Annotated in this window: 10 protein-coding genes and 1 tRNA gene; 8 read left to right on the top strand and 3 right to left on the bottom strand. The window is 60.9% G+C overall.

Features of this window, described 5'->3' with window-relative positions:
- Nucleotides 1-103 precede the first annotated feature (103 nt).
- From BerOc1_RS00735 to BerOc1_RS00725, 3 genes are all read right to left on the bottom strand, one after another.
- Nucleotides 104-1,171: a DctP family TRAP transporter solute-binding subunit gene (locus BerOc1_RS00735; RefSeq protein WP_084640986.1), complete on the bottom strand. Its 1,068-nt coding sequence runs from the start codon at nt 1,169-1,171 to the stop codon at nt 104-106.
- Between the two features lie 448 nt (nt 1,172-1,619).
- The gene (locus tag BerOc1_RS00730; RefSeq protein WP_165610761.1) at nt 1,620-2,309 is read right to left on the bottom strand and encodes a substrate-binding periplasmic protein; all 690 of its coding nucleotides are present in this window, start codon (nt 2,307-2,309) and stop codon (nt 1,620-1,622) included.
- A 340-nt stretch (nt 2,310-2,649) separates the two neighbouring features.
- Nucleotides 2,650-2,725: transfer RNA gene (locus BerOc1_RS00725), tRNA-Asn, on the bottom strand.
- A gap of 277 nt (nt 2,726-3,002) precedes the next feature.
- Between BerOc1_RS00725 and lysS the strand changes: the two genes are divergently transcribed.
- The 8 genes from lysS to lpxA are packed head-to-tail and all read left to right on the top strand — an operon-like array spanning nt 3,003 to nt 11,988.
- Nucleotides 3,003-4,511, top strand: a complete 1,509-nt coding sequence (gene lysS, locus BerOc1_RS00720; protein WP_129586477.1) for a lysine--tRNA ligase — start codon at nt 3,003-3,005, stop codon at nt 4,509-4,511.
- A gap of 5 nt (nt 4,512-4,516) precedes the next feature.
- Nucleotides 4,517-5,746 (top strand): lipoprotein-releasing ABC transporter permease subunit, encoded by a 1,230-nt coding sequence (locus BerOc1_RS00715; RefSeq protein WP_071543814.1) that lies wholly within the window; start codon nt 4,517-4,519, stop codon nt 5,744-5,746.
- Nucleotides 5,739-6,422 (top strand): ABC transporter ATP-binding protein, encoded by a 684-nt coding sequence (locus BerOc1_RS00710; protein ID WP_071543813.1) that lies wholly within the window; start codon nt 5,739-5,741, stop codon nt 6,420-6,422. Before BerOc1_RS00715 ends, BerOc1_RS00710 begins: the two co-directional genes overlap by 8 nt.
- Nucleotides 6,412-9,132, top strand: a complete 2,721-nt coding sequence (gene bamA / locus BerOc1_RS00705) for an outer membrane protein assembly factor BamA (RefSeq protein WP_071543812.1) — start codon at nt 6,412-6,414, stop codon at nt 9,130-9,132. The genes BerOc1_RS00710 and bamA overlap by 11 nt, the downstream gene beginning before the upstream one ends.
- A gap of 36 nt (nt 9,133-9,168) precedes the next feature.
- Nucleotides 9,169-9,684: an OmpH/Skp family outer membrane protein gene (locus BerOc1_RS00700; protein WP_071543811.1), complete on the top strand. Its 516-nt coding sequence runs from the start codon at nt 9,169-9,171 to the stop codon at nt 9,682-9,684.
- A 3-nt stretch (nt 9,685-9,687) separates the two neighbouring features.
- A complete protein-coding gene (gene lpxD / locus BerOc1_RS00695; protein ID WP_071543810.1) occupies nt 9,688-10,728 on the top strand; it encodes a UDP-3-O-(3-hydroxymyristoyl)glucosamine N-acyltransferase in 1,041 nt (346 codons plus the stop codon).
- Nucleotides 10,721-11,179, top strand: coding sequence for a 3-hydroxyacyl-ACP dehydratase FabZ (fabZ, locus tag BerOc1_RS00690; protein ID WP_071543809.1), 459 nt, complete (start codon nt 10,721-10,723; stop codon nt 11,177-11,179). The genes lpxD and fabZ overlap by 8 nt, the downstream gene beginning before the upstream one ends.
- On the top strand, nt 11,179-11,988 hold the full coding sequence (gene lpxA, locus BerOc1_RS00685; RefSeq protein ID WP_071543808.1) for an acyl-ACP--UDP-N-acetylglucosamine O-acyltransferase: 810 nt from the start codon (nt 11,179-11,181) through the stop codon (nt 11,986-11,988). The genes fabZ and lpxA overlap by 1 nt, the downstream gene beginning before the upstream one ends.
- Nucleotides 11,989-11,995 lie beyond the last annotated feature (7 nt).

Raw genomic sequence — 11,995 nt, 5'->3', positions numbered from 1 at the left:
ACACTTACTCCACGATTCGGATTCCGCACGCGGAATCCCATGATAGAACCTGCCCCGGAAAGCGGTTCTCCGGGGCAGGAAACGGTCGTCACGAAGGGGACGGTTACTTGGCGATGTCGGCCTTGGCCTTCTCGTAGACCTCGGGCCCGATCTCCTGAATCCACTTGTCGTAGACAGGGCGCGTGGCCTGGGCGAAGGCTTCCCGTTCTTCGTCGGTAAGCATGTGGATCTCCATGCCCTTGCCCTCCATGAAGGCAATGGGGTCCGGAACTTCCATGGTGTAGTTGAATTCGTCCTTCAGGATGTTGAGGGACTTGTCGCCGTCCAGGCCAGCGCGGCTCAGGGCGGTTTCGAATCGGCCCGCTTCCCGGGCGGCCGCGAGAACGGCGTCCTGGATGTCCTTGGGGAATTCGTTCCATTCCTTCTGGTTCCAGTAGATGATCAGGGGGTCGACCACGTAATTCCACATGGTCGCGTACTTGTGGTACTGGTAGATCTGGATGGGAATGAGGACGCCGACCGGGTTTTCCTGGCCGTCCACGACACCCTGCTGGAAACCGGCGACGGCGTCGCCCCAGTTCATGTTCACGGGGTCGGCGCCCAGGGCGCGGAAGGTGTCTATGAACAGGGGATTGCCGACCACGCGGATGCGCAGACCCTTCATGTCGGCCGGGGTCCTGACCAGGACCTTTGAGTTGGTCAGCTGGCGGAAGCCGTTCTCGGCCCAGCCGAGGGGCTCGATCCGCTTGGCCCGCATGGCCGCGAACACGGCCTCACCGGCCTGGCCGAACTTCACCTTGTCCAGGGTTTCGAAGTCGTTCAGAAAGAACGGAAGATGGAAAATATTGGCCTCGGGGATGACCGGGCTGATGTTGATGGTCGAATCGATGGCGCAGTCGATGACGCCCTTGGCGACCATCTGCGAGCTCTTCAGCTGGGCGCCCTTGAGCAGGGCGGAACCGAAGTAGGGTTTGACGATGATCTGGCCGTTGGTCTTTTCCTTGACCAGCTCGGCGAATTTGGTGGCGCCCATGCCCCAGTAAAGCTTGGGGCCGACCGTCACCTGCATCTTGTATTCCCTCTTGAATCCGGCATTGGCGGCGACGGCCGCCATGAGAACGAACACGGCAGCGAATGCGGCCGCCTTTTTGGTCAGTTTGAAATGCAGCATTACCAAACACTCCACAGCAATAAATGAATGTCGAAGTCGCGTACTCCTGCGCGATCCAAAGGCCGCAGGCCGGTGCGCTCCAACAAAAGCTATATGTAAACAAGGGGATATTCGGGTCGCGTTCAATCCTCTGCGGCTGAAGAACCGCCGCTGCACGGGATTGGGAACGGCATCGACCGACCTCGCATCTCTGCGGATAATGCGGCGGTACATACGTTGTCCCGCCCGCATGGCTCACCCTTGAACAACCCTTGAACGAATCCCGGAGCATCAGGCCCCCCGGCGCTCCGATTCCATCCTTGGTCGTACGGAATCGCGCGGCGTTGGGCCGCGCGCCGTAAAAGTCGCAGGATATCAGCACAGGTCAATGCAAAAGTCCACCCTTGGCAGGCGGTTCGCGGGGGGCGCCCCTCCCGGGCGGCAATGGCGAAGGGGGATGGGGAGGGCGTCAGTGTTCCGGGGCCTCATGGATGTATTTGGCCACGATGCGCCGGAAGGCCCCCTCGCGAACGAGATCGGCCAGGACCGAGTTGAATTCGTCCAGCCGGTCGGCCAGCGGGGATTTCCTGGACAGGACCATGTAGACGTCCTGCCTTTCCCGGTAGATGTAAGGAGCCTTGGCCACGGAACCCTGCAGGCCGAACTTGCGGATCTCGTAATCGCCGGCCGCCTCGGTGTTGACCGCGACGTCGATGCGGTTCGCTACGAGCATGCGCAGGCTGAGTTCGAAAGAGTGGGTCGCGACCTTGGCGATCTTCGCGTCGTTGTCGAATTGCGGAAAGTATTTCGTGCCGATCTGCGTTCCGACCCGCAGGCCGTGCAGGTCGTCGTAGGTCCGCAGCAGGTGGCTGCGTCCCCGGAGCAGGTAAAAGGCCTTGTCGCTGTGGTTCTTGTACGGCGGCTCGAGATAGTGGAGGTAGGCTTCGCGTTCCTTGCGGCGCAACACGCCCGACATCATGTCGGCCTCGCCGTATTCCAGCTGGTAGAGGGCGCGGCTGAACGGATACATGGCGTATTCGACTTTCAGGCCCATGCGCCGGGCGAGCATTTCGATGAAATCCACGTCCATGCCGCGCGGTTCGCCGTCCTGGTCCAGGTATTTCCATGGAGGAAAGGGGTCCAGCGCCACGCGCAGCACGTCGCCTTCCGCGTGGGACGGAATAGGAGAGAGGAAAAGGAGGAGCAGGAGGATTGCCGTAACGCGCCCGAAAAACGCCATCTGCCGTTGTGTCCCCGTTGTCGTGACAGGCACGCGTTCCGTGCGGCGGCCATCCCGTCCGGCCCCCGGTCCGCATTCACCGACTCATCCATTACGCGAGCGTCCGGGCAAAGTGAAGCGGGGCAAGGGGGAAAATACTGTTTGGTCCGCCTGCGGACGGGGTGGGCGCGAACGGATTAACGGACAGGGGGAGAAGAGGTCTTATGGCGGTGCCTAAGGAAAAAGCCCTTACGATTTCTCGTAAGGGCCTTGTTCTCTTTGGCTCCCCAGCACGGACTTGAACCGCGAACCTAGTGATTAACAGTCACCCGCTCTGCCGATTGAGCTACTGGGGAACATTTCTCGTCGAAGCGAGAAGAGTGTTTAAACAAATCGTTTCGGGGGGTCAAGCAAAAAACGTAGACTTTTTCAGGAAAAAGCAAATAAGGTTTTGCCGGGGTCTAAGGTTCCCATTTCCTTGACGGCATCCGTTATATGGCTTACGGATTCAACGTCTCTCGTATTTTTCTAGATTTTTAGGGAGACAGGGAAAAAATTTTGGGACAAGACACTAAAAACGCAAAGAAAATAAAGCTGGCCACCAAGTCGCCCAACGCGGCTCGGTTCATGCCCATGCTCGAGGCCCTTCAGGCCAAGGACGAACTCAACTCCGTCATCAAGACACGCGTGGAAAAGGCGTGCCTGCTCCTGGACAACGGCATCGACCTGTACCCCAACAATTTCCGTCGCGATACGGAGATCCAGTCCATCTGGAATGAATATGGGGAAACCGATGGCGAGGTCCTTGAAAAAACGGAATTGGAGTTCACCATCGCCGGGCGGGTGGTTTCGTACCGCTCCTTCGGCAAGGTGACCTTTTTCCATATCCAGGACACCAGCGCCAACATCCAGGTGTACGCCGCCCGCGACGAACTGGGCTCCGACGAATACCAGCTCTTCAAGAAGACGGACATCGGCGACATCGTCGGCGTGACCGGCTCCCTGTTCCGGACCAAGACCGGCGAGCTGACCGTCAAGACCAAACATTTCCAGCTGGTGACCAAGTCCATGCGTCCGCTGCCCGAGAAGTACCACGGGCTCAAGGACGTGGAGACCCGCTACCGCCAGCGCTACGTGGACCTCATCGTCACGCCCCGGACCAAGGAGATATTCCAGGCCCGCACGGCGATCATCCGCGAGCTGCGGAACATCCTGGACGAGAAGGGGTTCATGGAAGTGGAGACGCCGATGATGCAGGCCATTCCCGGCGGCGCCACGGCCAAGCCTTTCGAGACCCACCACAACGCCCTGGACATGAAGCTCTACATGCGCATCGCGCCCGAGCTCTACCTCAAGCGTCTGTTGGTGGGCGGGTTCGAACGGGTCTACGAGATCAACCGCAACTTCCGCAACGAGGGCATCTCCGTCCGGCACAACCCCGAGTTCACCATGCTCGAGTTCTATTGGGCGTACGCCACCTTCGAGGATCTCATGGACCTGACCGAGGAGATGATCTCGCGCATAGCCGAGAAGGTCACCGGTTCGACCGTGGTTCCGTACCAGGGCGAGATGATCGACCTGTCCATCGGCGCCTGGACCCGCATGCCGTTCCACGAGTCCCTGGAGAGGATCGGCGGGGTCTCCCCCGATATCTACACCGACTACGACAAGTGCGCGGCCATGGTGAGGGAGAAGGGCGAGAAGGTCGTTGACGGCGAAAAGCTCGGCAAGCTCCAGGCCAAGCTCTTCGACATCCTGGTCGAGCCCAAGTTGGTCCAGCCCCATTTCATCTATCATTACCCGACCGATATTTCGCCTCTGTCCCGCAGAAACGAGGACAATCCCGACATCACCGACCGTTTCGAATTGTTCATGACCGGCCGCGAGCTGGGCAACGCCTTTTCCGAGTTGAACGATCCCGTGGACCAGCGGGGCCGTTTCGAGATCCAGGTTCAGGAGAAGGAGGCCGGCGACGACGAGGCCCATTTCATGGATGAGGACTACGTCCGCGCCCTGGAATACGGCATGCCCCCGGCGGCCGGGCAGGGCATCGGCATCGACCGCCTGGTCATGCTGCTGACCGACTCCGCCTCCATCCGCGAGGTCATCCTCTTTCCGCTGCTCAGGCCGGAGGCCGGGTAGGGTCTATGCGGTTTGAGACCTTTGTCGCACTGAGATACCTGTTCGCCCTGCGGAAGCAGTCGTTCATTTCCGTCATATCGCTGTTCGCCATCTGCGGCGTGGCCATAGGCGTGGGCGCGCTCATCGTGGTCATAGGGGTTATGAACGGGTTCTCGACCGATCTGAGGGACAAGATCCTCGGCGTCAACGCGCACATACTGGTCACGTCCATGCGCGGCGGGATCAACGATTATCAGGAACTGGCCGACCAGGCGAAGCAGGTTCCGGGCGTCACGGGTGTGACGCCCTTCGTCTATTCCGAGGTCATGCTCTCCACACGCACCGGGGTCAAGGGCGTGGTCCTGCGCGGCATCGACCCGACCACCTCGTCCTCGGTCCTGTCCCTTTCCAAGGATATGGTCAGCGGCAGCGTAAGCCGCCTGAACGACGACGGGGATTTCCCCGGGATCATCATCGGTTCGGAACTGGCCAAGCGGCTGGGCTTGACCGAGGGCTCCCTGGTCAACCTGCTGTCGCCCTCGGGTAGATCCAGCTCTGCCGGGTTCACGCCCAAGGTGCGCCGCTTCACCGTGGCCGGCATCTTCCGCACCGGCATGTTCGAATACGACTCCTCCATGGGCTACGTCAGCATCCCGGCCGCGCGCCAGCTGCTCGGCTTCAAGGGCGACCTGGTCTCCGGGCTCGAGATCAGCGTCAACGACGTCTACAACGTGAAGGAGATTTCCAGCGCGCTGCGCGACAGGATATCCTCGTTCACGGTCTACGTGCGTAACTGGCAGGAGATGAACGCCAACCTTTTCGCCGCCCTGGAGCTTGAGAAGACGGCCATGTTCATCATCCTGGCCATGATTGTCCTGGTCGGCTCCTTTTCCATCGTCACCACCCTGGTCATGCTGGTCATCCAGAAGACCAAGGACATCGCCGTGCTCATGTCCCTGGGCGCGGACAAGAAGAGCATCCGCAACATCTTCATGTTCCAGGGCACGTTCATCGGCCTGGCCGGGACGCTCATCGGTTTTCTCATCGGGGTGCCGCTCAGCCTGCTGCTCAAGGAGTACCAGTTCATCAAGCTGCCGAGCAACGTCTACCCAGTGGACTATCTGCCGGTCCGCCTGGAGGCGCTCGACCTGTTCACCATCGGGGCCGCCGCCTTCCTGCTCTGTTTCGTGGCCACCATCTATCCCGCCCGGCGGGCGGCGGGCCTGAGCCCGTCGGAGGCCTTGCGTTATGAGTAGGGAGGCGATATACCAACTGATTAACGTCAGCAAGGAGTTCGACGGACCGTCCGAAGTGGTCCGCGTGCTCCGCGGGGTCGATCTGGAAATCCCTCGAGGCGAGTCCCTGGCCATCCTGGGGGCGTCGGGGTCAGGCAAGACCACGCTGCTGCACATGCTCGGCACGCTGGACACCGTGTCCGGCGGGAAGATTTATCTGAATGGTGTCGATCTCGGCACCTTGGGTGACAGGGAGCGGGCGGAATTGCGGAACCAGGAAATCGGCTTCGTGTTCCAGTTTCATCATCTTCTGCCCGAGTTCTCCACGCTGGAGAACGTGGCGATGCCCGCCTTCATCGCCGGGAAGGGGCGCAGCCAGGGGTTGCGCATGGCGAAAGAGGCCCTCGACATGGTAGGACTTGCGCACAGGCTCGAACACAAGGTAACGACCCTGTCCGGCGGGGAACGGCAACGGGCGGCCATTGCCCGGGCCATCCTGCTCAAGCCCAAGGTCCTGCTCGCCGACGAGCCCACGGGCAACCTCGACGAGGAAAACGGTTCCAGAATCGGCCATCTGCTGACTTCACTTAATAATGAATTGGGTATGACCTTTATAGTCGTCACACATAATCCGGAACTCGCAGCGATGATGCATCGGCGCTTCGAACTGCGTTCAGGAGAACTCTATGCTCAGTAATCTCGCTCGCGGTCTGGCGATGGGGATGATCGCCGTCTTCATTGTCCTGGCCGCCGGAACGGGCCATGCCGCCGAAAAGCTCAACCAGGACGTGTCCGTCGCCGTGCTGCCCTTCGAGGTCAACGCGGGGGACGACCTGAGCTATCTCAAGGACAGCCTGCCCGAGCTGCTGTCCGACCGGCTGAAGGAGGTCGGGTTCAAGGTCGTCGCGGCTGAAGAGGTCGGCCGGAAGATCGCGGACAAGGGGTACACCCAATTCGACCCGGACAAGGCGCGCGAGATCGCCCTGTTGGCCGGGGCCCAGTTTTCCGTCTACGGCTCCCTGAACCAGATCGGGGAGAACCTGACCATCGACGCCCGCCTGGTCGACGCCTACGCCAAGGACACGGGCAAGAAGCTTTCGGTTACCAAGCAGGGGCTGATCAATCTGCTGCCCGCGGTGGACGCCCTGGTGGACCGCATGCGCATGGACCTCCTGCGCATGGACATCGTGTCCGAGGTTGACGTTGAGGGCACCAAAGTCCTGGACAAGGAAGTGGTCCTGATGCGCATGACCATGCAGAAAGGCGACATGATCACCGCCAAGGCCATCAATACCGCGCTGAAGAACGTCTATGATCTCGGATACTTCGATGATGTTCGCGTCAGGGTCGACGACGTCGACGACGGAAAGAAGGTCGTCTTCGTGGTCAAGGAAAAGCCGCGCATTCAGGCCATCGGCGTGCGCGGGGCCAAGGAGATCGACTCCGAGGACATCCTCGAGGCGGTATCCACCAAGAAGGGCAGCGTCATCAACCCCAAGGTCCTGTCCGACGACATTCGCGTCATCCGCGAGATGTACCGCAAGGAAGGCTACTACAAGGCCAACGTCACCCAGGAGATCGAGGATGCGGGGGCCGGCATCGCCCGCCTGACCTTCGTCATAGACGAGGGACCGCAGCTTTACATCGAGCATGTCATCATCGACGGCGCCAAGCAGCTCGATCCGGACGATATCAAGGACGTCCTGGCCCTTAAGGAACGGGGCTGGCTCTCCTGGATCGACGACTCCGGCGTGCTCAAGGAGGAGCTCCTCGACCGCGACGCATCGGCGATCATGGCCTTTTACCAGTCCAAGGGCTTTCTGACCGCCAAGGTCGGCCAGCCCGAGGTGGACATCAAGGACGACGGCATCGACGTCATCTACAAGGTCTGGGAAGGCGACCGCTACAAGATGGGCGAGACCACCTTTACCGGCGACCTCCTGGACGATCCTTCCAAACTCCTTCAGGTGACCAAGATCGACGAACTCAAGGCCGAGGACGAGTATTTCGACCGCCTGATCCTCCAGAAGGACATCTCGGCCCTGACCGGCTATTACAACAATTACGGCTACGCCTACGCCGACGTGGGCGTGAAGCTCGACGACAACCCCGAGACCAAGATCGTCAACGTCGTCTACAATATCAGCAAGCACCAGCGGGTGCACATCCGCCGGGTGCTCATCGAGGGCAACACGGTCACCCGCGACAACGTCATCCTGCGCGAGATGCGTCTGGCCGACGGCGACCAGTTCAGCGGCGAGAAGCTCAAGCGTTCCAGCCAGCGCCTGACCAACCTGGACTTCTTCGAGAAGGTCGATATCGCCCCGGTGCCCACGGGCAACCCGGAGGAGATGGACCTGGTGGTCAAGGTCAAGGACAAGGCGACCGGCAAGATCAGCGGCGGTGTGGGTTTCTCCACCTATGACGGCGTCTTCTTCGGCGGTGAAATCTCCGAGCGAAATCTCTTCGGCCGGGGGTATGACGTGGGCTTCAACGGGCAGATCGGCGGCTCCACCAACCGGTACACGGTCCATTTCACCAACCCGCATATCAACGACACCGATCTCGGCCTCAACACGGAAGTATACAAGCGCGATACCGAGTACTCCCAGTACGACGTCGACCGGGTGGGCGGAGATGTCCAGTTCATCTATCCCATCGGGGAGTATACCAAGCTCTCGTGGGGATACGGGCTGGAATCCTACGAGATCACCAATGTGGACGACGACGCCTCCCGGAGCAGGGATGACGAGGGTTCGCATCTCGCCTCCAAGGTGACCGGCAAGGCGATCCGCGACACGCGGGACACGTTCCGTGATACGACCTCGGGTACCAGGACTTCCCTGGGGATGACCTTCGGTGGCGGCCCCCTGGGCGGCACCGACGATTTCATCAAGTACGTCGGAGAGTTCGAATGGTGGCAGCCGGTCTTCGAGCAGGTGGTCTTCCACTCCAAGTTCTGGGCCGGGTACCTGCAGGAGAACCTGGGCGGGGGCGATGTCCCCGCCGCGGAGCGGTTCGAACTCGGCGGCGTATACACGGTGCGCGGCTATTCCAACTACCTGATCACGCCTACGGAGGGTCCGAACTCCGATGCGGATGTGGGCGGTAACAAGGCCTTTTATACCAACCTCGAAGTCAAGCGCCCCATCAGCAAGGAACTCGGCATTGTGGCTCTGGGCTTCTTCGACGCAGGCAACTCGTGGAAGGAAACCGAAGAGTGGTTCGAGTCCGTGAAACGCGGCGGTGAGGATGAGCCTTCCCTGGGCCTCTACAAAAGCGTCGGCGTCGGCGTGAACTGGTACTCCCCCATGGGCCCCGTGGGCGTGATATACGCCTACGCCTTGGACGACCTGGTCGACTCGAAGGTGCACACCGTCGAGTTGATCATGGGCCAACAATTCTAACCCAATACCGATTTCATTCAGTCAAGGAGTCATACAATGAAAAAGATCTGTCTGTTCACCATTTGCTTCGTCTTTCTGCTTCAGGCCGCAGCCTTCGCCGAAACCAAGATCGCGGTCTTCAGCACCAAGGATGTCGTGCAGAAGTCCGCCTACGGTAAGGAGGTGCGTGACAAGCTCGACGCAAAATTCACCGCCCGCGGCGAGCAGCTCAAGAAGGAGCGTGAAGACCTCGGCAAGCTCAAGATGCAGATCGACAGCAACGCCTTCCAGGGCAAGGTCCTGCAGGACAAGGTCACCGAACTGCGCCGTCGCGGCCGTGACTGGAACGAGGACTTCTCCGTCTACCAGAAGGCCATCCAGGCCGAGCAGAACGAACTGGGCAAGCCCGTTCTCCTGAAGCTCGAACAGGTCGTCCTGGACTACTGCAAGGCCCACAACTACACCATCGCCTTCGACAAGCAGACTCCCGGCCTGGCCTATATCGCCGACGGCCTGGACATCTCCGATGAGCTCGTCAAGGAACTGGACAAGACCAAGAAAGCCGGAAAGTAATTCATGCCCATCATGCTGTCCGCTCTGGCCGACAAGCTCGGCCTGGAGTACACCGGTGCGGATAGGGATATAGCCGGGGTGAATACCCTGGAAAAGGCCGGGCCCGACGACCTGTCGTTTCTGGTCAATCCCAAGTATCTGCATCAACTGGAAACCACCAAAGCCGGATGTGTCCTCACATCCGGCTCTTATGCCGACAGGGTCCCGTGCGCGCTCGTTAGCGAGAATGTGTACATGGACCTGGCTCGGGTGGTGAACGTCTTTGCCCGCCCCCAGGGATGCCTCGAGGGCGTGCATGCGCTGGCCTTTGTCCACCCGGACGCCGACGTGGCCGATTCCGCCACGGTCTATCCCTTCGCCTTTGTGGGCGAGGGGGTTGTGATCGGGCCCGACACGGTGATCTTCGCCGGGGCCTACGTGGGCGAGGGGACCGTGATCGGCAAGGGGTGCATTCTCTACCCCAACTGTGTGGTCATGGGCGGTTTGACGATCGGCGACAACGTCATCCTCCAGCCCGGCGCAGTGCTCGGAGGCGACGGCTACGGCTACGCCCAGACCCCGCTGGGGCACATGAAGATTCCCCAGATCGGGACCGTGGCCGTCGAGAACGATGTGGAGATCGGTGCCAATACGGCCATCGACCGGGCCGCCCTGGACACCACCCGCATCCGCCGGGGCACCAAGATCGACAACCTGGTCCAGATCGGCCACAATGTGGAGATCGGCGAGCACTGCCTGATCATCGGGCAGACCGGCATCGGCGGCTCCACCGTGGTCGGCAACGGCGTGGTCCTGGCGGGCCAGACCGGCGTGCCGGACAACGTCACCATCGGCGACGGGGCCATGGTAGCGGCCCAGAGCGGCATCCTCGGCGACGTGGAGGCCGGTGCCAAGGTGGCCGGCAGCCCGGCCATCCCGGCCAAGGGCTACTTCAAGTCCATGGGGGTGTGCATGCCCAAGCTGCCCGATCTGTTCAAGCGGGTGAAGAAAATGGAGAAAGAACTGGCCGCACTGAAAGCGGCCGCCGGAGTGAGCGATGAGTAATCAGTACCCACTCGATATACGCAAGATCATGGAGATGCTCCCGCATCGCTATCCCTTCCTGCTGGTGGACCGCGTGCTCGAATACGAGCCGGGCGCCCGCCTCAAGGCCATGAAGAACGTGACCATCAATGAGGAGTTCTTCCAGGGGCATTTCCCCGGGCTGCCCGTCATGCCCGGCGTGCTGCAACTGGAGGCCCTGGCCCAGACCGGCGCGGTCTTCGTCCTGCACTCCTTTGACGAGCCTCTGGAGGACAAGGTCTTCCTGTTCACCGGGCTGAACAAGGTCAAGTTCCGCAGGCCGGTGGTTCCGGGCGATCAGCTGATCATGAATGTGTATTTCGAGAAACAAAAATTGAACATATGGAAGATGCGCGGCGTCGCCGAAGTGGACGGTCAGGTGACCTGCCAGGGCGAGTTCTCGGCCGCCATCGCCAACAAGGGGGACATGTAATGTCCAGTCAGATCCATCCCAGCGCCGTCATTCATCCTTCGGCGGAGCTGGGGGCCGATGTCCGCATCGACCCGTACGTCGTTGTGGGAGCCGACACCAAGATCGGCGACGGCACCTTCCTGGAGGCGCATTGCGTCATCCAGTCCAACACCGAAATCGGAAAGAACAACCATATCCATCCGCATGCCGTCATCGGCGGCGAACCGCAGCACGCGGCGTTCAAGGGTGAGAAGACCTACACCCGCATCGGCGACGACAACATCATCCGCGAGTGCGTGACCATCCACCGCGGCACGGTGCAGGGCGTGCAGGAGACCGTCATCGGTTCCGGCTGCATGTTCATGGCCTATTCGCACGTAGCCCACGACTGCAGGATCGGCGATCACGTCATCCTGGCCAACGCCGTGCAGCTGGCGGGCCACGTGGAGGTGGGCCGCAACGTGATCATCTCCGGCATGTCCGCCGTCCAGCAGTTCATCCGCATCGGGGAATACTCCTTCCTCGGCGGCGCCAGCGGCTACAAGCTCGACGTGCCGCCGTTCATGCTGGCCCATGGTGTCCGGGGCATGCTTTTCGGCCCCAACCTCATCGGGCTCAAGCGCAACGGCTTCGACTCCGCCGCGTGCAAGGCACTCAAGAAGGCTTACAAGATCATCTTCCGCTCCGGCCTGACCAAGGAACAGAGCCTGGCCCAGGTGGAAGAGGAGATGCCGGGCATTCCCCAGGTGGCCCGTCTCGTCTCGTTCATCCGCGAGAGCAAGAACGGCGTTGTGCCCGACCACAAGCAGCGCTGCTCCAACGGCCACTAATCCTTGC

This window comes from Pseudodesulfovibrio hydrargyri, assembly GCF_001874525.1.
GTDB classification, from domain to species: Bacteria; Desulfobacterota; Desulfovibrionia; order Desulfovibrionales; family Desulfovibrionaceae; genus Pseudodesulfovibrio; species Pseudodesulfovibrio hydrargyri.
The sequence above is the reverse complement of the archived record's forward strand: the minus strand, read 5'-3'. Positions and strand labels throughout refer to the sequence as shown.